The sequence below is a fragment of the Rhizobium terrae genome (genome assembly GCF_003425685.1).
Taxonomy (GTDB): domain Bacteria; phylum Pseudomonadota; class Alphaproteobacteria; order Rhizobiales; family Rhizobiaceae; genus Neorhizobium; species Neorhizobium terrae.
On sequence record NZ_QJKM01000009.1, the window covers coordinates 95,135 to 113,472 of the forward strand.

General features: G+C 61.9%; 23 protein-coding genes. 17 read left to right on the forward strand and 6 right to left on the reverse strand.

Annotated features, from left to right (window positions below):
* Positions 1 to 179 precede the first annotated feature (179 nt).
* The 17 genes from DMO26_RS17915 (at position 180) to DMO26_RS17990 (ending at position 11,446) form a co-directional block, all read left to right on the forward strand.
* Positions 180 to 887 (forward strand): AzlC family ABC transporter permease, encoded by a 708-nt coding sequence (locus tag DMO26_RS17915; protein WP_117193518.1) that lies wholly within the window; start codon positions 180 to 182, stop codon positions 885 to 887.
* Complete coding sequence (locus tag DMO26_RS17920; RefSeq protein WP_117193519.1) at positions 884 to 1,186, forward strand: AzlD family protein; 303 nt, start codon at positions 884 to 886, stop codon at positions 1,184 to 1,186. Before DMO26_RS17915 ends, DMO26_RS17920 begins: the two co-directional genes overlap by 4 nt.
* Before the next feature lie 70 nt (positions 1,187 to 1,256).
* Positions 1,257 to 2,183 carry an allantoinase PuuE gene (gene puuE / locus DMO26_RS17925; RefSeq protein ID WP_117193520.1) on the forward strand — a complete coding sequence of 309 codons (927 nt, stop codon included), beginning with the start codon at positions 1,257 to 1,259 and terminating at the stop codon, positions 2,181 to 2,183.
* A complete protein-coding gene (gene uraD, locus DMO26_RS17930) occupies positions 2,180 to 2,683 on the forward strand; it encodes a 2-oxo-4-hydroxy-4-carboxy-5-ureidoimidazoline decarboxylase (protein WP_117193521.1) in 504 nt (167 codons plus the stop codon). Before puuE ends, uraD begins: the two co-directional genes overlap by 4 nt.
* Entirely contained in the window at positions 2,680 to 3,705 is a 1,026-nt protein-coding gene (alc, locus tag DMO26_RS17935; RefSeq protein ID WP_117193522.1) for an allantoicase, read from the forward strand. Before uraD ends, alc begins: the two co-directional genes overlap by 4 nt.
* A gap of 57 nt (positions 3,706 to 3,762) precedes the next feature.
* A complete protein-coding gene (locus tag DMO26_RS17940; protein WP_117193523.1) occupies positions 3,763 to 4,053 on the forward strand; it encodes a nucleotidyltransferase family protein in 291 nt (96 codons plus the stop codon).
* Positions 4,050 to 4,412, forward strand: a complete 363-nt coding sequence (locus DMO26_RS17945) for a HepT-like ribonuclease domain-containing protein (protein WP_117193524.1) — start codon at positions 4,050 to 4,052, stop codon at positions 4,410 to 4,412. The genes DMO26_RS17940 and DMO26_RS17945 overlap by 4 nt, the downstream gene beginning before the upstream one ends.
* A gap of 28 nt (positions 4,413 to 4,440) precedes the next feature.
* A complete protein-coding gene (locus DMO26_RS17950; RefSeq protein ID WP_117193525.1) occupies positions 4,441 to 4,941 on the forward strand; it encodes an ureidoglycolate lyase in 501 nt (166 codons plus the stop codon).
* The gene (gene uraH / locus DMO26_RS17955) at positions 4,938 to 5,294 is read left to right on the forward strand and encodes a hydroxyisourate hydrolase (RefSeq protein ID WP_117193526.1); all 357 of its coding nucleotides are present in this window, start codon (positions 4,938 to 4,940) and stop codon (positions 5,292 to 5,294) included. Before DMO26_RS17950 ends, uraH begins: the two co-directional genes overlap by 4 nt.
* A complete protein-coding gene (locus DMO26_RS17960) occupies positions 5,294 to 6,043 on the forward strand; it encodes a metallophosphoesterase family protein (protein ID WP_117193527.1) in 750 nt (249 codons plus the stop codon). Before uraH ends, DMO26_RS17960 begins: the two co-directional genes overlap by 1 nt.
* A 61-nt stretch (positions 6,044 to 6,104) precedes the next feature.
* The gene (locus DMO26_RS17965) at positions 6,105 to 6,392 is read left to right on the forward strand and encodes a type II toxin-antitoxin system Phd/YefM family antitoxin (RefSeq protein WP_117193528.1); all 288 of its coding nucleotides are present in this window, start codon (positions 6,105 to 6,107) and stop codon (positions 6,390 to 6,392) included.
* Entirely contained in the window at positions 6,392 to 6,676 is a 285-nt protein-coding gene (locus DMO26_RS17970) for a Txe/YoeB family addiction module toxin (protein ID WP_117193529.1), read from the forward strand. The genes DMO26_RS17965 and DMO26_RS17970 overlap by 1 nt, the downstream gene beginning before the upstream one ends.
* 72 nt (positions 6,677 to 6,748) lie before the next feature.
* Complete coding sequence (locus DMO26_RS17975) at positions 6,749 to 7,504, forward strand: thermonuclease family protein (protein WP_117193530.1); 756 nt, start codon at positions 6,749 to 6,751, stop codon at positions 7,502 to 7,504.
* 133 nt (positions 7,505 to 7,637) lie between these two features.
* On the forward strand, positions 7,638 to 8,678 hold the full coding sequence (locus DMO26_RS17980) for a helix-turn-helix domain-containing protein (protein ID WP_117193531.1): 1,041 nt from the start codon (positions 7,638 to 7,640) through the stop codon (positions 8,676 to 8,678).
* Between the two features lie 272 nt (positions 8,679 to 8,950).
* A complete protein-coding gene (locus tag DMO26_RS33740) occupies positions 8,951 to 9,235 on the forward strand; it encodes a hypothetical protein (RefSeq protein ID WP_162894957.1) in 285 nt (94 codons plus the stop codon).
* A 34-nt stretch (positions 9,236 to 9,269) separates the two neighbouring features.
* Entirely contained in the window at positions 9,270 to 10,376 is a 1,107-nt protein-coding gene (locus tag DMO26_RS17985; RefSeq protein ID WP_162894958.1) for a cache domain-containing protein, read from the forward strand.
* Positions 10,373 to 11,446: a ligand-gated ion channel gene (locus tag DMO26_RS17990; RefSeq protein WP_117193533.1), complete on the forward strand. Its 1,074-nt coding sequence runs from the start codon at positions 10,373 to 10,375 to the stop codon at positions 11,444 to 11,446. Before DMO26_RS17985 ends, DMO26_RS17990 begins: the two co-directional genes overlap by 4 nt.
* A gap of 41 nt (positions 11,447 to 11,487) precedes the next feature.
* Here the strand turns inward: DMO26_RS17990 and DMO26_RS17995 are convergent, their stop codons facing one another.
* The 6 genes from DMO26_RS17995 to puuD form a co-directional block, all read right to left on the reverse strand.
* On the reverse strand, positions 11,488 to 12,393 hold the full coding sequence (locus tag DMO26_RS17995; protein ID WP_226951338.1) for a lytic transglycosylase domain-containing protein: 906 nt from the start codon (positions 12,391 to 12,393) through the stop codon (positions 11,488 to 11,490).
* Positions 12,394 to 12,474: 81 nt separating this feature from the next.
* Entirely contained in the window at positions 12,475 to 13,620 is a 1,146-nt protein-coding gene (locus DMO26_RS18000) for an alpha-hydroxy acid oxidase (protein WP_117193535.1), read from the reverse strand.
* 222 nt (positions 13,621 to 13,842) lie between these two features.
* Positions 13,843 to 14,793: a flagellin N-terminal helical domain-containing protein gene (locus tag DMO26_RS18005; protein ID WP_117193536.1), complete on the reverse strand. Its 951-nt coding sequence runs from the start codon at positions 14,791 to 14,793 to the stop codon at positions 13,843 to 13,845.
* Between the two features lie 224 nt (positions 14,794 to 15,017).
* Positions 15,018 to 15,509 carry an anthrone oxygenase family protein gene (locus DMO26_RS18010; RefSeq protein ID WP_226951339.1) on the reverse strand — a complete coding sequence of 164 codons (492 nt, stop codon included), beginning with the start codon at positions 15,507 to 15,509 and terminating at the stop codon, positions 15,018 to 15,020.
* Positions 15,510 to 15,614: 105 nt separating this feature from the next.
* Positions 15,615 to 16,982 (reverse strand): guanine deaminase, encoded by a 1,368-nt coding sequence (gene guaD / locus DMO26_RS18015; RefSeq protein ID WP_404947063.1) that lies wholly within the window; start codon positions 16,980 to 16,982, stop codon positions 15,615 to 15,617.
* Positions 16,979 to 18,205, reverse strand: a complete 1,227-nt coding sequence (gene puuD, locus DMO26_RS18020) for a urate hydroxylase PuuD (RefSeq protein WP_117193537.1) — start codon at positions 18,203 to 18,205, stop codon at positions 16,979 to 16,981. Before puuD ends, guaD begins: the two co-directional genes overlap by 4 nt.
* Positions 18,206 to 18,338 lie beyond the last annotated feature (133 nt).

The window sequence follows — 18,338 nt, forward strand, 5'->3', positions numbered from 1 at the left end:
TGATCACTTTCGTTCAAGACGGCAGATGCGGGGCGCTTTATGGCTGCCCTTCGCCTTAACCTTTCCGCTTGCGGGGAAGGAGACTTCAGCGGTTGCAGTGCCGTCCCTCCCCGTCAATGGGAGGAGGTGCCGGCAGCCGGATGGATGCATAGCTTCTGCTTGAGAAGGTATTTTTCGACGTGACCAACAATATAAAACTGCAGGATTTCCTCGGCGGTGTCCGCGCGATCTCGCCGCTCATCGCCGCGGTTGTCCCGATCGGCCTCGTCTTCGGTGCGGTGGCGGCCACCAAGGGGCTGACGCCGGCGGAGACCGGGCTGATGAGTGCGCTCGTGTTCGCCGGCGGTTCGCAATTCGTGGCCATGGATATCTGGACCCATCCGGCCTCCTGGGTAGGCGTCGGTTTTGCGGCCCTGTTGGTCAACATCCGCCACGTGCTGATGAGCGCGTCGCTCGGCACCAAAATGGCGGGCTTTTCCCCGCGCTCGCGATATCTCTCCATGCTGTTTCTGGCCGACGAGATCTGGGCCATGGCGGAATTCCGCGCCAAGATGGCGAGGCTGACGCCCGCCTGGTTCGCCGGCCTCGTTGCACCCTTCTATCTCGCCTGGGTCGTCTCCGGCGTTGCCGGCACCGCGCTCGGCGCCTTTCTGGGCGATCCGGTCGTGCTCGGGCTCGATTTCGCCTTTCCGGCAGTCTTCATCGTACTGGTCATGGGATTCTGGAAGGGGGCCGAAACCGGTGCCGTGTTGCTGGCGAGCGCCGCGGCCTCCGTCGCCACGCAGCATTTCGTACCGGGCGTCTGGTATATCGCCGCAGGCGCCGTCGCGGGCCTTTTCGCCGCCGTCGCGACAGGCAGCCGTAAAGCCGAGGAGGCCACACCGTGACGGTCGATTTTGCCACGCTTCTCGCCATCCTTGCCATGGCGGCCGCAACCGTGTTCACCCGGGTGAGCGGGCTCGCGCTCGTCCGGCACGTCTCGCTGGAAGGCAGCCGCCGCCAGGCGATCGAATCAATTCCACCCGCCGTGCTGATGGCGGTGGTCGCACCAACCGCCTTTGCTACCGGCATTGCCGAAACCATCGCCTGCGCAGTGACCGCTTTTGCGGCATTGCGCCTGCCGATGCTCGTTTCCGTGGCACTCGGCGTAGCCTGCGTCGCGATCCTCAGGGCGCTCGGCTTGTAAGCGCATGTTTCGTCTCGACATTGCCGGAAGGGGTGCGCTACCGTCCGGCATCGTTCGTCGAAGGTGATCCATGCAGACAAAAGACTATCCGCGAGATCTTGTCGGTTACGGCCGCAACATCCCCGATCCGAAATGGCCGGGCGGCGCACATGTCGCCGTCCAGTTCGTGATCAATTACGAGGAGGGCGGCGAAAGCACGATCATGGACGGCGATCCGGCATCCGAATCGCTTTTGTCCGAGATCGTCGGTGCGGCGCCCTGGCCCGGCCAGCGCAACCTCAACATGGAATCGATCTACGAATACGGCTCGCGCGCCGGCTTCTGGCGGCTCTGGCGGATGTTCACGGAACTCAAGGTGCAGGCGACGGTCTATGGCGTGACACTCGCCATGGCCCGCAATCCGGAAGCCGTCGCGGCCATGAAGGAGGCCGGCTGGGAAATCGCCAGCCACGGCTACCGCTGGCTGGAATACAAGGATTTTCCGGAGGCCAGGGAGCGGGAACATATCCTCGAAGCCGTGCGGCTCCATACCGAACTCGTCGGCGAGCGGCCCTACGGCATGTATCAGGGCAAGCCCTCGAACAATACGTTGAAACTGGTCATGGAGGAGGGTGGTTTCCTCTATTCCTCCGACAGCTATGCCGACGACCTGCCTTATTGGGTGCCGGGCCTCGACGGAAAGTCTTTCCTCATCATCCCCTATACGCTCGAAACCAACGACATGCGGTTTGCGACGCCGCAGGGCTTCAATGCCGGCGACCAGTTCTTCACCTATCTGAAGGACGCGTTCGACGTGCTTTATGAAGAGGGCAGGCAAGGCAGCCCCAAGATGATGTCGATCGGCCTCCACTGCCGCCTCGTCGGCCGGCCGGGCCGGGCTGCCGCACTCAGGCGGTTCATCGAATACGTGCTTTCGCGCGACAAGGTCTGGATCCCGCAGCGGATCGAGATCGCCAGGCACTGGCACGATAATCATCAGCCGGCGAGTCACCCATGACTGCGCGGGCGGATTTCATAAAACAGTTCGGCGGCGTGTTCGAACATTCGCCCTTCATCGCCGAACGGGCCTATGATGCCGGCTTCATTCTCGTGCCGATGTCCGCGAAGAAGCTGCATGACGCGATGGCATCGATCTTCCGCAAGGCGAGCCACGAAGAGCGGCTCGGCGTGCTTCGCGCCCATCCGGATCTCGCCGGCAAGCTGGCGGTCGCGGGCGAGCTTACCGAAGACAGCCGCAGGGAGCAGGCCGGCGCCGGGCTCGATCGTCTGAGCCCGGAGGAACATGGGCGTTTCACCGCGCTCAACACGGCCTACATGGAAAAATTCGGTTTTCCCTTCATCATCGCCGTCAAGGGGCTTAGCAAGGACGATATCCTTGCCGCCTTCGAGACGCGCATTCATAACAGCGTAGAGGAAGAATTCGCGACTGCCGCCGCGCAGGTGGAAAAGATCGCACTTCTGCGCCTCAATGCCCTGCTTCCGGAGACTTCGAAATGAGCGAGACCAAAGACAACAGCCTGCCGCCGTTTGCGACCGGCGCGATCAACCTCGCTTCCGCCCGTCTCGGCGCCAAGGGCATTTACGCCACCGATGAGTTCTTCGCGCCGCTGGACCGCATGCTTGCTGATGCGCCGGCGAGCTTCGATCCCGATCTCTACGACGACAACGGCAAATACATGGACGGTTGGGAAAGTCGCCGCAAGCGGGTTCCCGGCCATGACTTTGCGATCGTCAGGCTCGCCATGCCCGGCCGTATCTTCGGTTTCGATGTCGATACCAGCTATTTTACCGGCAATTACCCGCCGCATTGCTCGATCGAGGCCGCCTTTATCGAGGACGGCGATCCGACCGATGCCACGGTCGTCTGGACGGAAATCCTCGACAAATCGGCGCTCGGCCCGAGCGCCCACCATTTCTTCGACAATCCGGACAAGGGCAAGGTCTGGACGCATCTGAGGCTGCACATCTATCCGGATGGCGGCATCGCCCGCCTGCGCGTCTATGGCTCGGCGCATTTCGACTGGTCGAAGGTCGGCGCCGACGAGGAAATCGACCTTGCCTATATCTTCCACGGCGCAAAATCGCTTGCCTGGTCGGATGCCCATTACGGCCACCCGGACAAGATGCTCGGCCCGGGCCGCGGCCTCAACATGGGCGACGGCTGGGAGACCAAGCGCCGCCGCGGGCCGGGCCACGACTGGGCGGTGATCCGCCTCGGCCATCCCGGCACGATCGGCCGCATCATCGTCGACACGGCCTTCTTCAAGGGCAATTTCCCGGATACGTGCGAACTGCTCGGGGCCTACCTGCCGGACCTCGGCGACAGCCCGTCGGAAGCGGATATCGCCGCCTCCGAGAGTTGGAGGCCGATCCTCCCGCGGGCCAAGCTGCAGATGGACTACATCCATGAATACGGCGCCGGTGCGATCGCCGATGTCGGTCCGGTAACCCATGTGCGCTATGCCATGCATCCGGACGGGGGCACGATGCGGCTCAGGCTCTACGGGAGGAAGGCGTGAGTTCTTTCCCCGATCCCTTCCGTCGCCTATATTGACGGCATCAGGAGCGATGCCGTCATGAGACCGTCCGAGGTGCTGGAGAAGAACCGTAGTCTCATAAGAGAGATCGTTGCCCGCCGGCAACTTTCCAATCCGCGGGTCTATGGGTCCGTTCTGAGGGGAGAGGATCGGCCGGACAGCGATCTGGATATCTTGGTCGATCCATCGCCGACCACCACGCTTTTTACGCTCGGGGGCGTTCAGTGGGAGCTTGAAGAAGCGCTGGGGGTACCGGTCGATGTCAAGGTGCCCGGCGACTTTCCGCCGAAAGTCCGTGACCGCATCGTCGCGGAAGCTTTGGCGATATGAGCGAGAACAGGCTGCACGTCTATCTGGAACGCATGCGTATGGCCGGCGTGCGCGCGATTGGTTATGTCTCGGAGATGGGCGAGGCCGCCTTTCGCGATGATCTGCGCACCCGGGACGCCGTGACCGCCAACATTGCCGCAATCGGCGAGTGTGTCACCAAGATCATGGATAACTATCCGGATTTCGTTGTCGAGCATCCCGATATTCCCTGGCGGGATATTCGGGCGATGCGCAACCGCGTGGCGCATCAATATTTCGACGTCGATGTCGAGACGGTCTGGTTGACGGTGAAGATCAAAATACCGGAACTGCTGAAAGATCTCGATTCCCTCCACAATTGGCGCGCGCAGGGCGAATAATGAGGCGAAGGCACCCAAGGGGCATAGATTGACCGAATATCTCGATATCCAGCCGCTCACCAAAAAAGCCTTCGCGCCCTATGGCGATGTGATCGAGGCCGATCCCTCCACCATGCGCCTCATCAACGGCGGCACGACGGAGCGTTACCATGCCTTGGCGGAGCCGGTGGTCACGGGAACGCCCGAGCGGCTGATCTTCAACATTTTCCGCAGCCAGCCGAGGCAGTTTCCCTATGTGTTGACGATGATGGAACGGCATCCCTACGGCAGTCAGAGCTTCGTGCCGCTTTCGGGCAGGCCTTTCCTGGTTGCGGTTTCAGACGACGAGGCCGGCCGGCCGGGCAGGCCCAGGGTTTTTCTTGTCGAGGCGCATCAGGGGGTCAACTATTTCCCGAACGTCTGGCACCATCCGTTGATGGCGATCGGCGCTGTCAGCGACTTCCTCGTGGTGGATCGCGACAATCCGCCGGAAAACTACGAGGAATTCTTCTTCGAAAATCCCTTTCTCGTTGCGGAGCCCAGCCGATGACCGGCCTCACCACCCATGTGCTCGACACGGCGAGCGGAAAGCCGGCCGAAGGCCTGAAGATCGATCTTTACCGATTGAGAGGCGAAGCGCGCGAGAAGATCGGGACCGTCATCACCAATTCGGACGGTCGCGTCGACGGCGGGTCGGTCCTGATCGGCGAGACCTTCGTCATCGGAGAGTATGAACTCGTCTTCCATGCGGGCGATTATCTTCGCGCCTGCGGCGTTACCCTGACGCAGCCGGCCTTTCTCGACGTCATCCCGATCCGCTTCGGCATTTCGGATGTGACGGCGCATTACCATGTGCCGCTGCTTCTGTCGCCCTACGGTTATTCCACTTATCGGGGCAGCTGATGCGGTTTGCGGCGATTGCGGACGTTCACGGCAACCATGCCGCCCTGAAGGCGGTGCTCGACGACATCGCGGCGCTCGGGATCCGCGACATCGTCAACCTTGGCGACTGCCTGAGCGGTCCCTTGCAGGCCGACCAGGCTGCCGATCTCCTGGCGCTCCTCGATCCCGATGCCTCGGTGACGGTGAGGGGCAATCATGACCGTTATCTCCTCGACACTCCTTCCGAGGCTTTGGGCGCGTCGGATGCGCAGGCCTATGGGCAGCTGGCGTTCCGGCATTTCGACTGGCTGCGGAAACTGCCGTTCAGCATGGTCTATCGCAAGGAGGTTTTCCTCTGTCACGCAACGCCGAAGGACGACAACACCTATTGGCTGGAGAAGGTCACGCCCGAAGGCCATGTCGTGCTGCGGCCATTGGCCGAGATCGAAGCCATGGCGGAAGGCGTCGATCAGTCGCTCATTCTATGCGCCCACAGCCATGTTCCGCGCGCCGTGCAGCTTTCCGACGGGCGGCTGATCGTCAATCCCGGCAGCGTCGGCTGCCCGGCATATGACGACGACCAACCTGTCTACCACAAGGTCGAAACCGGCCATGCCCTGGCCTCCTATGCGGTGCTGGAGAAGACCGAAAAGGGCTGGGCGCCGCGCTTCCGCAACGTCGCTTACGACCACATGGCGATGTCCCGGCTTGCTGCCGAAAACGGACGTCCCGATTGGGCAAGCGCACTGGCGACGGGACGGATCGCCTAAGGGACAGATTGATTTTTCAAAGGACTTGTACTACTTATTGTACATGTCTTTTGGAGGCGCCATGCGCACGGTCATGTTTTCTCAAGCCCGCCAGGAGCTTGCCAGTCTTCTGGATGAAGTTTCCAATGATCGCGTTCCGGTGGAGATAGTACGCCGCGACAAGCCTTCTGCCATCTTGATCGACAAGGACGAATACGAGGGCATATTGGAGACCTTGCATCTGATGTCGACGCCTGCCAATGCAAAACGTCTTATGGACGCGATCGAAAATGCCAATGACGGCAAAAGCCTGATCGTGCATGATCTCATAGAACCTGAAGATTACGCCCGTTCGAAGAAGAATGGTTGATGTCCTCCAAGGGCTCTTTTCTGCTTGTCTGGGATCCCGAGGCGTGGCGCGACTATATCTATTGGCAGGAAACTGACCCAAAGATCGTTCTTCGGGTCAACGAACTCATCAAGGATACGCTGCGTCACCCGTTTGAAGGCATAGGCAAGCCTGAGCCTCTGCGTAACCAGTTGAAGGGCCACTGGTCGCGCCGAATAACCCAGGAACACCGACTGGTTTACCGGGTGGAAAGCAGCGGCGATCAGCCGAGGCTCGTCATTCTTCAGTGCCGTTTCCACTACTGAGGCCCGCTTCTCGAAACCATTCGGCAATGCTTGCGCTCGATACTTCTCCTCGATTCGACAGGAGAGATTCGGATGGCACAGTCGCGCGGGAAATCCGGTTCAAAACGCAAGGGCAGCAAGCGGTCGCCGGGCGGGGCGGGATCGTCGCTCTGGCCGTGGATTGCGGTGCTCGCCGTCGTTGGCGGTGGGCTGGCGCTCTATGAAAACTCGGCAGCCGCAAAGCGCTTCATCGCCGGATTGAAGAGCGACAAGCCGGTGCAGGTCGCGGCAAGACCGGCGCCCGGCGCGGACAAGCCCGTGCCGCCCAGACCGGTTGCCGCCGGCGCTCTGCGTCAGGTGCCGCCAAGACCGAATACCCCGCCGGACGGCAGTCACACGGCGGCGATCATTCCGCCGGCACCGATCGGCAAGCCCGCGCTGGAGGAGGCCGCCAAGCCGGCCGAACCGCCGAAGACCGACGAGAAGCTCGCAGGCTCCTACGAGGCGAAATTCTATCTTTGCGGCACGGCCAAGCAGGACGACTGCGTGGTCTCGGCGGACCGCTTCGTCTTCCACGGCCAAAAGATCCGCCTGGTCGGAATCGAGGTGCCGGACATCAAGAAACCGCGCTGCGAGGACGAACGCTTCAAGGCGAGTGACGCGGAACTCAGGGTGCGCGCCTTCCTCGATTCCGGCCCGTTCGAACTGGTCACCTGGGACGGCAACGATTCCGAAGTCGACGGCCACAAGCTCCGCGAAGTCAAGCGCAACGGCATGTCGCTCGCCGACATCCTTGTCCGGGAAGGGCTTGCGAAGCGGCCCGGCAGCGGCAAGGGCGGCTGGTGCTGACCTGTGGCCCCATGCCTTCCGGGCCATCGCCTTCTCAGAACCGAATGGGGAGTTTTCGAGATCCGGTTGAACTTCATGGATCCGTAATATAGCCGTTGCACGAGTTCCAGGTGATTGGTGAGATCAAGCCCGCATGAGCGATCTAAGTAACGAGGCCGGATTGCGTCGTTCCCGTTTCGACACCCGCCGTATGCCCCATGCCGCAGGATACGAGGCCTGGAACGAGGCGATCAACGTCCTGTTCGACGCCCGCTCGCGCCGGACCGCGGACGAAGGCTTCTTCGCGAGCGTCGACGCGACCCTGATGGGCGAGGTCGCCTTGGGGCGGCTGGAAGCCACCGCGCAGGATTTCGACCGCTCGCGGTACAAGATCGCCCGCGACGGGATGGACGGCTATGTCCTGCAATTTTACCTCAAAGGTCAGAGCGCTGCGCGCGACAACAGGCTCCCGGTGGCGGGTGTCGGCGATCTCTACATCGTCGATATGGCGCAGCCTCTTGCGACCACGACCTCGGATCACCAGCAGATAAGTCTAGTCGTGCCGAGGCGGCTTCTCGCTCCCCGCGTCGGGAATCCCGACGATCTGCATATGCGGGTGATCCCATCGGCGTCCCCGCTCGTGTCGCTCTTCCGGGACAGCCTGATGAGCTTCGACCGCAACATCGATCGGATGACCCGTCTGCAGGGGGAGGCGGTGATCGAGCCGCTGCTCGGCCTCGCAGCCGCGGCTCTCGACGGACATGTGCGGGAGGACAATGCCGGCGGCGTCAATCTCGCACAATTTTCTGCAATCAGACGGTATGTCGATGCGCATCTTATGGAGCGGGGGCTTTCGATAGACACGGTCGTTTCCGCCTTCGCGCTGTCCCGCCGGACCGTCTACCGATTGTTCGAAGCCGTCGGCGGCTTTTCGAGCTATGTCAACCGGCGCCGCTTGCAGCGAGCCTTTCACATCCTGCGGTCGGGAGAGTGGCGGCATCTTTCCATCTCGGAGATTGCCGAAGGGCATGGCTTCAGCAATCCCGAGCACTTCAGCCGCGCCTTCCGCCGGGAATTCAGTCTTTCACCCCGCGAGGTCAGGCATCTGTCCGGCTCCGCGGAGGCCTTGTCAGTTCTATCCAGCGGCCGGCCGGAAACGGAATGGTCCAATTGGATCAGCATGCTCGGCCGATAGCGCCCAGGCAATGTGACACAAATTGCCGGAAAATTGGCACCGATAGTCCATTCGCGCCTGCATTCTAAATCCGGCATGGAAACCTCTTTGTCCGCGTGCGAAGCGACGGAAATACCGAATGAGGGTGATCCGCCCGACACGCCGACATCGCATGATGCGGCTGTCATTATCTTCCCTCTCGGCCAACCGCGTCTCTGGAGAGGTTTCCCGCAATGTCCGTCCGTTGTTCCACCGCCTGCGGCTTCAGGACGTTAAGGAATCTGCCTTCATCGGTGACGGTCGCTTCTCCGGCGTCGGCTGCGATCGTTCCCGATGTGCCTCTTGAAGACGGCGACGGCGGAACGGTCGCCGTCCGGTCGGACAATTTCATCATCTTCGACGGACTGGCCATTGCACGCGGCACAGGAGCGGGCAATGGCGGCCTCGTCGGGGTGTGGGGCAAGGCCGTGCTTTCCTGCAACGGTCTTGCCCGCCTTTTCACCGAAGGCGGCAATCTCGGCAGCCTGCCGTTCGCTCCCTGCAATGTCGCGACGTCGCCCGGCGGCGCGTTTCGATGAGCCGCGTGCGAGAGAACATGGTGGAGCTTCTTCGATGACGATCGACCGCCTTGTTGCCGCGGTCGCCGCCGCCGCGACCGCATCTACCCTTCTGCTCGGCGGCTGGCTGATGATCTCCGATCAGGCCGCGATGCTCGATCAGGCCAAGCGGCGGGAGATCGACAAGACCGCCGTCGTCCTGACATCGGCGATGGATCAGGCTGCGACGCTTTCCGCCACCCATGCCGAGAGCCTGGCCGTCGATCCGGCGATTCGCCTCGCCCTGAAGGCAAGGAACCGGGACCAGTTGCAGGCCTACGCGAAGCCGATCCTCGGCCGGTTGAATCGCAGTGCGGGCATCGATGTCGTGCATTTCCATGCAGCTGACATGAAGTCGTTCCTCCGCGTTTGGGATCCCGGCAACTTCGGCCAGGACCTTTCGACGTTTCGTCCGATGGTGGTTGCTGCCAATCATGACCGAATGACCCGCAAGGGACTGGAACTCGGCATTCGTGGCCTCAGCCTTCGTGCGGTATCGGCGATTGCCGAGGGCGAAGAGCTGGTGGGCACGATTGAGGTGGGTGTGAGCCTCCAGTCGCTCGCGGATCTGGCAAAGGCATCGACCGGAGGCGATTACGCGCTGGCGCTCGACCCCTCGTTCCTGAAGGATATGCCCAACGGGAACCGGTCTGCACCGGGTGCCCTGGTGCTCGACGCCAATACCAACAAGACGCTGTTCGACCGCGTGCTTGCAAGCGGCAACGTGGTTCTCGCCCGCAGCCGCACGACGTTCGAGTTTTCTGCGGAAGGGCAGGAAATCACCATCCAGAGCAGGCCTCTCATCGACTACAGCGGCAACATGATCGGTGTCCTGCTGACGACCACCGACTTTGCGGATCTCCGCACCCATTACAACCGCTCTCTGGTCACCATCGTGATCGTCGGCATCGGCGGCTTCCTGATCATATTCGCGGCCATCATGGCGATTGTCCGTCTGGCGGTGATCCGACCCATGCGAGCGCTGGAATACATGATCCGGGCGGAAGCGGAGAACCTCGTCGCGGCACAACCCAGGAGCGGGCTGGAAGATTACGGAAATGTCCATCAGGCGGTGGTCGATGCGCTCAAAGGCAGAAGGCCCGCTGAGCCGGAGGGTGAATGATGTCCCGCCTTTCCGTTTCTCCGGTCCGCATCCTGCTGATCTGCCTGCTCTCGGCCTTCGTGGATACTGTCCATGCCTCATCCGGGCAACATGACATGCCGGCCGACATGCCGCGGCCTGCGCAGGTTCACCTGGTCGTTCGGATCCTTGATATCGTCAAGGTGGAAGAGATGAGCGGGGTAGCGAGTGTCGCCCTGGAGGTCCAGCAACGATGGCATGACGCGGCTCAGGCGTTTGAGCCCCGCGATTTCGGCCGCAACCGCCTCGACTATTCAGGCGCCGATGCGCAGACCAGGCTGGATGCGATGTGGTCGCCCGCCGTTGCGATCGAGAACCTGGAGGACGAGGCGAAACGCAAGCTGCTGGCCCTCTCCGTCTACAGCGGCGGCGATATCGTCCTGACTGAGCGTCTCGAAGGGCGCTACCGGTTTTCGTCGGATCTGTCCGCTTTTCCCTTCGACCGCCAGACGCTGCCGTTCCGGTTCGTGTCGCAATACTTTGCCGCCGACGACGTCATCTTCGTGGTGCGGGACCAGGACCGCAAGCTGTCGACGGTTGCGGAAGAACTCAACGCGTCCGACTGGAGGGCAGGGGGAGTTCGCTTCGCGACGGAACAGTTCTACGGCTGGAGCGCGCGCCCCTTTGCCAGGCTGGTTGCCGAAGTCGACATAGACCGCAAGTGGCCCCGTTATTTCCTGCGCATCTTCGTGCCCTTCCTGGCCGTGTTGTCCGTTTCGATATTCATATTGTGGGCGCCCAGTGGATTGATCGGTGACAAGCCGGGCATCACATATTCGGCTCTCCTGGCACTGGCGGCACTCAGCTTCACCTTCGAGGCCAGCTTTCCGGGCAGCATGTCGGTGACCTCGCCGATCGCCTTCATGATCTCGATCGGCTATTTCTATCTCATCCTCGCACTGCTTCTGGACCTGTTTCTCAGAAGCGAGGTTCTGACGGAGCATACCCGCTACGCATACCTTTCGCAGGAGGTCCGCCTCGCGGCGCGATATCTGATGCCGGTGCTTTTTCTGCTCGTGTGCGTCTGCGTCACGCTTCGTTCCCTGGCATAGGCAGGACGTCGGCCGGTGGTCGGGAACGGCTCACTCTCACTTCATCGATTTCGAAAGACGGTGCATGGAACGCCGGAAGATTGTATCGCCGCGCAGAGCTTGGCGGCCTCTTCACGAGTTTCCCGTCCGATCCGGGCGGCGTATCGGGGCCGATTTCCGAAATTTCCGCCCCGTTGTCTCACGACCAGCGCCCGCTCCGCATTCAGCGGGGCGGGAAGGCCGGCGATCGCGCGCGTGAACAGGCGGTCGACGACGGATAGGCGATAGTGGGCGGCCAACTGCACACCCCAGGGCGCCCAGTCGGCGGATCCCGCAAGGACGGGTTCCTCCATCTGGCGGGTCTCGGCGAGTTTCAGGCAGGCATCCTGGAACGACAGGGCATCGTCGAGTTCGGGCGACACAATCTGCGGCGGCTTGTCTCGCCAGGTTTCGACGAGGTTGCCCGTTATCGCGAAGACGTAGTCACGTGTCTCGATCGGCAGCCGCCCTGTCGAAAGAAAATGTGCAAGCCGGTTCTCTCCGGCATTGTACGCCGCTGCGGCGAGGCCGAGATTGCCGAACCGGTCCCGGAGATCGTCGAGATAGGACGCTGAAGCCTCCAGGGCATCGAGGACGTGGAAGCTGTCGGCAAGTCCGCGTCTCCGTGCCGTTGCGGGCATGAACTGCGCGATCCCCTCGGCTCCCTTGGGGCTTACCGCCTCGGGACGAAACAGGCTCTCGCGCCAGATGAGGCGGGCGAAGAACGCGCGTGGCAGCGAGTGCGCATCCGCGAAATGGCCGAGAGCGCGGCAAAGGTCGGTGTTAAAGAAGTCCTTGCGTATGCACATTGCACCGCTGACGTCCGATCGCTGGTAAAGGCACCCGGGAAGCGCTTCATCTGCGATGGCAGGGGAGACGAAGGCCGTGGCCACGGTGAGGGTGACACAGCTCGATACCGTCGCAGACATTCTACGGATGCCGTCCATCTCCCACCAGACCGTTGTCGGCTCTCATGAACCAGCCGTCCTGCTACGCCCCGTTCAATCGGCTCAGAAGCCGACGCTCGCCAGCACGCTGCGGTCGATCGTCTGGATGTCCCGCTTGCCGCAAAGCGCCATGGTGATGTCCATCTCCTTGCGGATGATTTCGAGCGCCGTCGTCACGCCGGGCTTACCCATGGCGCCGAGGCCGTAGAGGAACGGCCGGCCGATATAGGTTCCGCGGGCGCCGAGTGCCACTGCTTTCAGGACATCTTGGCCGGAGCGGATACCGCCATCCACATGCACCTCGATCCGGTCGCCGACCGCTTCGACGATCTTCGGCAGCATGCTGATCGAGGAAGGCGCGCCGTCGAGCTGGCGGCCGCCATGGTTGGAGACGATGATCGCGTCGGCGCCGGTATCTGCGGCGGCGCGGGCGTCCTCTTCGTCCAGAATGCCCTTGATGATCAGCTTGCCACTCCAGAGGTCCTTGATCCAGCGGATATCGTCCCAGGAAAGGCGCGGGTCGAATTGTTCGGCCGTCCAGGCGCTGAGCGACGACAGATCGGAGACATTGGTGGCATGGCCGACGATGTTGCCGAAACCGCGGCGCCTGGTGCCGAGCATTTCCAGGCACCATTGCGGTTTGGTCGCCAATTGCATGAATGTGTTCAGCGTCCATTTCGGCGGGGCCGAAAGGCCGTTGCGCAGGTCCTTGTGGCGCTGGCCGAGGATCTGCAGGTCGGCGGTCACCACCAGGGCCGAGCATTTCGCCGCCTTGGCGCGGTTGATCAGGCGTTCGATGAAACCGCGATCCTTCAGCACGTAGAGCTGGAACCAGAAGGGCCTGCTTGTCACCGACGCGACATCCTCGATCGAGCAGATGCTCATCGTCGACAGGGTGAAGGGAACGCCGAATTCCTCCGCGGCCTTGGCGGCCAGCATCTCGCCGTCGGCATGCTGCATGCCGGTCATGCCGGTTGGGGCAAGTGCGACGGGCATGACGGCCTTCTCGCCGACCATGGTGGTTTCGAGCGACCGGTTGGTCATGTCGACCAGCACGCGCTGGCGCAGCTTGATCTTGGAAAAATCGTCCTCGTTGGCCCGGTAGGTGCCTTCCGTCCATGCGCCGCTGTCCGCATAGTCGAAGAACATGCGCGGCACGCGCCGGCGGGCAAGGTTCTTCAGGTCGTTGATGGTCAGCGGCTTGGACATGTCTTGATCTTCCTCCGGGATTTTCCGGAGAACTATCATATCCAAGGCCGATCGCCAGCGGAATTGTCCATTGTATCCCGCGTTTTTAGGTCTGTGCGGGCTTCGTCGCCGCCTCTTTCACGATGCGTCGTGTGCCGGGCAAAAAGATCGGCCCTCGTCGGTCAAAATAAGAAGCCACCGCTTTCGGGCGGTGGCTTTTGCGGGAGGATCGGCAGATGGAGATCAGCGGAAGAGCACCAGCATGTTCTGCGGCTGGGAATTTGCGATGCTCAGCCCGATGGTCTGGAGCTGTTGCTGGACCTTGGTGGCGCTCAGCTTGACGGCGCTCTCTTCCATATTGGCATCGACGAGGCGGCCGACGCCGCGCTCGATGGAATCCTGCAGCTTGTTCAGGAATTCCATGTTGTCGCTGATCCGGCTCGACGTGGCGCCCAGCTTGGAGCCGGCGGACGTCAGTGCCGAGAGCATGCTGTCGGTCGCCGAGATCATGCCGTCCAGCTCGTCTTCGGTGGTGGCATCGGAAACTTCGATCTCGCGGCCGGTCGGAGAGGATGTCGCGGAAGGAAGCATGTAATACTCGTATGCGCTGCCATTGGTCGTCGTGCCGGAATAGGCCTTGGTCAGAATGCCGTTGTCGGCATCGCCGCTATTCGTCAGCGTGGTCGTGGTGGTGTCGAACTGGATCGTGTTGACGGTCGCGGCGCCATCCGGACCGGTGCCGACCGAAGCCACCAGCGATTTGGTGCCAGGCTTCGCGCCTGCCGCCGCATCCAGCCAGTTCTGGCCGTTGAAGGACGAGGACTGCGAAACCGTGCGCAGCTGTTCCTTGAGTTGGGTGATCTCTTCGCCGATCGCGTTTCTGTCCACGCCGGAGGAATAGGAAAGGATGAGTTTCGACTTGATCTCGGAGACGATCTCGGTCGCCGCCTGCATGCCGAGCGAAGCGGTATCGGTCGTCGCGGCAGCAAGCCCGGCCGCATCGCCTGCGGAAGAAAGCGACAGGCCGGTCGAACGCATGGACGTGGCGATCGACCAATAGGCGGCGTTGTCGGAGGCCTGGTTGACGTCACGGCCGGACGCGACCTTGACCATGTCGCGTTCCAGCGCCTTGGTCGAGCCGGTGAGCAGCAGGAGGGCCGCTGCCGCCGTGGGATTGTAGGGCATGCTTGTCATGAGCTTCTCGCGCTAGGGAGGACACTTGGCAGGCGCGGGCGGCGAAGATGGCATCATGCCGTTGTGCTGCGTCCATCCATGAACGCGAATTCACAACCCTCCGGGACGATGCACGAGAGGAATTTCAAAGTGTTTTCAGCATTCGTTAAGATTTTAACGAAGGCCGGATTTGTTCCAGGGACAGGGTTCGGGAAGAGGTCAAGCCGTTCCGGTCATGCCGGCTTTCAACGAGCGACGGCGACCAGCAGCAGGACCAGAGCCAGAATGGCGGCGATGCAGCGCAAGACATGCGAGCGCTCCCACCGGTCGCGGAGAACCGTCCAGCCGGATGCCGGATCCGTCTCGGTTGCGCCGGTCCTGAAAAAATGCTCCGCCGCATTCGAAATGTCGGTATCCTTCAGCCAGAATTTGTTGACCGGCTGGGTGATCAGCCAGAAGATCGCCTGCATGACGGCCAAGGCGAGCACGGCGCCGGCAACCAACCAGAATTCCGTCGATCCATAGGGCGTCGCCAGCAGCAGAACGAGGACCGCGACGATGCTCGCCAGCTCAGAAATTCCGCCGATCGTGAACCCGGGATAATAGATCGTCTGAACCGTGAAATAGCGCTCCTTGTCGAGCCGCATCTTGCCAGGCAATTCGGCGGCATGGGCGAGAGCGAAGCTCAGGGAAATCGCAGCAAGAAGCGCAGCCAGTACTTCGAAAAATACATGCACGGAGAATTCCTCCCGTGAGCCGATGTGCTTGCAACTTCCCGCCGGAAGCAGGTTCCATCACTTTGCCCCGGCAGGGCGGCGGCGATCCACCGGCGCGGTCCAGCTTCATTCCGCGCTTGCGGAGCGCGATGATGCGTCCGTAATCGACGCGGGCAGTCTACCCTTCATCGCCTTGCCCGCCACGTAGGTCTCCACGACCGCACGGTCGTCGCCCATGGTCTGCAGGAGGAACAGTTCTTCGGGCAGCGTCCTCACGGTCTCCATCCTGAGTTTCATGGCCGGCGTCGGGGCTGCGTTGAGCACGACGAGGTCCGCATCCGTGCCGGCATCCAGGGTGCCGATCGCATCCGTCATCGACAAGGCCTCGGCATTGCCCCTCGTCATCAGGTAAAAGCTTTCGAGCGGGTTCAGCCGCTCGCCGAGCAGCTGCTGGATCTTGTAGGCCTCATCCAGGGTGCGCAGCATCGAATAGCTCGATCCACCGCCGATGTCGGTCGCGACGGCGACGCGGACCGGCTTTTCCCGCCGCATCAGGGCCTTCATCGGAAAAAGGCCTGAGCCGAGAAAGAGATTGGAGGTCGGGCAGTGGACCGCCACCGCGCCCGCTTCCGAAAGGGCGTCGGCTTCGCGCTCGGAAAGGTGGATCGCGTGGCCGAAGAGGGTCTTTTTGCCCAAAAGACCGTAGCGGGCGTAGATGTCCGTATAGTCGGTCGCTTCCGGATAAAGCTCGCAGGTGTAGCGGATTTCCTCGTGATTCTCGGAAAGATGCGTCTGGATGAAGAGGTCGGGAAATTCCTCCGCCAGCGCCTGGGCGGCCTTCATCTGGGCTGGCGTCGAGGTGATCGCGAAACGCGGCGTGATGGCCACATGGCAGCGCGCCTTGCCGTGCCAGTCGGCAATGACCTGGCGCGTCTCGTCGTAACCCATTTCCGGCGTGTCGAGCAGGCCCTGCGGGGCGTTGCGGTCCATCATCACCTTGCCGCCGACCATCAGCATGCCGCGTCTTGTGGCCTCGGCGAAATAGGCGTCGGCCGAGGTCTTGTGCACCGAGCAATAGGCGACCGCCGTCGTGGTGCCGTGGCGCAGAAGTTCATCGTAGAAATGCGTGGCGATGCGTGCCGCATGCTCGCTTTCGACGAACCGGCATTCCTCCGGGAAGGTATATGTGTTCAGCCATTCCAGAAGATCGGCGGCATAGGAGGCGATCACCTGCATCTGCGGAAAGTGCATATGCATGTCGATGAAACCCGGCAGGATGAGATGCGGGCGATGATCGATCTCCTCCACGCCCGCCGGCGCCCTGGCCTTCATCGCCGCATAGCCGCCGGCAGCGGCGATCCTGCCGCCCGCGACGAGCAGCGCGCCATCGCCTTCGTAGGCGTAGCTTTCGGTGTCGGCGAGGGAGAGCGGCGCGCGCCTGAAGGAGAGCAGGCGGCCCCTGATCAGTTTATGGGGGATCGGGTTTTCGGTCATTGCGAAATCGTGCTTTCGTACCAGGCCACCAGAAGCTTGCGCTCCTCCGGTGAAATGGCGGTGACATTGCCGGGCGGCATGGCATGGCTGCGGCCGGCCTGGATGTAGATTTCACGCGCGTGTGCGGCGATCTCGGCATCCGTCTCCAGCTTCACGGATTTCGGGGTGAAACGGATGCCGTCCCAGACCGGCTCCGCCGCATGGCACATGGAGCAGCGGGCCTGCACCACGTCCCGTGCCGCGCCGAAATGGGCGTTGGAGGCGAATTTCCGGCTCATCGGAGACATCGAGGTTTCCGTTTCGCCGGTCAGCACCTTCGGCACGGTCGAGAGCCACATGATGACGATGAAGAGCAGCACGGTGACGAGCCATGTCCAGGTGGGTTTGCCCTTTCTCGCATGCGTCGTGTTGAACCAGTGCCTGATCGTCACGCCCATCAGGAAAACGAGGGCCGCGATCACCCAGTTGAAATGGGTCGCAAAGGCCAGCGGATAATGGTTCGACAGCATGAAGAAGATGACGGGCAACGTCAGGTAGTTGTTGTGGAGCGACCGCTGCTTGGCGATGGCGCCGTATTTCGGGTCCGGCGTGCGGCCGGCGATCAGGTCGGCGACGACGATCTTCTGGTTGGGAATGATGATGAAGAAGACATTGGCGGACATGATCGTCGCGGTGAAGGCGCCGAGATGCAGGAAGGCGGCGCGGCCGGTGAAGACCTGCGTGTAGCCCCAGGCGATTGCGACCAGAGCCAAATAAAGCACTGCCATGAGCCCCCAGGTGTTCCTGCCGACCGGCGACTTGCAGAGCTGGTCGTAGAAGAGCCAGCCGATGCCGAGCGACGCGAGCGAGATGAAAATCGCCTGCCAGGGCGTAAGGTCCATCACCGAGCTGTCGATCAGGAAGAGATCGGCACCGCCGTAATAGACGATACAGAGCATCAGGAAGCCGGAAAGCCAGGTGAAATAGCTTTCGTATTTGAACCAGGTCAGATGTTCGGGCATCTGAGCCGGCGCCACCAGGTATTTCTGGATGTGGTAGAAGCCGCCGCCATGCACTTGCCATTCCTCACCATAGGCGCCGGCCGGCAGATGCGGACGCTTCACCAGCCCGAGATCGAGCGCGATGAAATAGAAGGATGAGCCGATCCAGGCGATTCCTGTGATCACATGGAACCAGCGGGCCGCAAAGCTCAGCCACTCCCAGGCGACGGCATATTCATACATTCAGATCCCCTTCGTTTCCCCTTTTGCCCCCCGACTCGACACTCTGCGAGAAAAACGTGTCCGTGGGAAGGGCGCTTCGTCCACAGCTAAATCGTTCCCGCAATGGAACCGGGAACATTTGCTCCGAGTTCAT

Coding starts and splice junctions, on each gene's coding strand:
- DMO26_RS18000 (WP_117193535.1), bottom strand. CDS start 13,620: ATGTCCAAGCCGCTGACCATCAACGACCTGAAGAACCTTGCCCGCCGG.
- DMO26_RS17980 (WP_117193531.1), top strand. CDS start 7,638: ATGAGCGATCTAAGTAACGAGGCCGGATTGCGTCGTTCCCGTTTCGAC.
- DMO26_RS17995 (WP_226951338.1), bottom strand. CDS start 12,393: ATGTCTGCGACGGTATCGAGCTGTGTCACCCTCACCGTGGCCACGGCC.
- DMO26_RS17940 (WP_117193523.1), top strand. CDS start 3,763: ATGAGACCGTCCGAGGTGCTGGAGAAGAACCGTAGTCTCATAAGAGAG.
- DMO26_RS17965 (WP_117193528.1), top strand. CDS start 6,105: ATGCGCACGGTCATGTTTTCTCAAGCCCGCCAGGAGCTTGCCAGTCTT.
- puuE (WP_117193520.1), top strand. CDS start 1,257: ATGCAGACAAAAGACTATCCGCGAGATCTTGTCGGTTACGGCCGCAAC.
- DMO26_RS17985 (WP_162894958.1), top strand. CDS start 9,270: ATGACGATCGACCGCCTTGTTGCCGCGGTCGCCGCCGCCGCGACCGCA.
- DMO26_RS17990 (WP_117193533.1), top strand. CDS start 10,373: ATGATGTCCCGCCTTTCCGTTTCTCCGGTCCGCATCCTGCTGATCTGC.
- DMO26_RS17960 (WP_117193527.1), top strand. CDS start 5,294: ATGCGGTTTGCGGCGATTGCGGACGTTCACGGCAACCATGCCGCCCTG.
- alc (WP_117193522.1), top strand. CDS start 2,680: ATGAGCGAGACCAAAGACAACAGCCTGCCGCCGTTTGCGACCGGCGCG.
- DMO26_RS17945 (WP_117193524.1), top strand. CDS start 4,050: ATGAGCGAGAACAGGCTGCACGTCTATCTGGAACGCATGCGTATGGCC.
- guaD (WP_404947063.1), bottom strand. CDS start 16,982: ATGACCGAAAACCCGATCCCCCATAAACTGATCAGGGGCCGCCTGCTC.
- DMO26_RS17970 (WP_117193529.1), top strand. CDS start 6,392: ATGTCCTCCAAGGGCTCTTTTCTGCTTGTCTGGGATCCCGAGGCGTGG.
- uraH (WP_117193526.1), top strand. CDS start 4,938: ATGACCGGCCTCACCACCCATGTGCTCGACACGGCGAGCGGAAAGCCG.
- DMO26_RS18005 (WP_117193536.1), bottom strand. CDS start 14,793: ATGACAAGCATGCCCTACAATCCCACGGCGGCAGCGGCCCTCCTGCTG.
- DMO26_RS17975 (WP_117193530.1), top strand. CDS start 6,749: ATGGCACAGTCGCGCGGGAAATCCGGTTCAAAACGCAAGGGCAGCAAG.
- uraD (WP_117193521.1), top strand. CDS start 2,180: ATGACTGCGCGGGCGGATTTCATAAAACAGTTCGGCGGCGTGTTCGAA.
- puuD (WP_117193537.1), bottom strand. CDS start 18,205: ATGTATGAATATGCCGTCGCCTGGGAGTGGCTGAGCTTTGCGGCCCGC.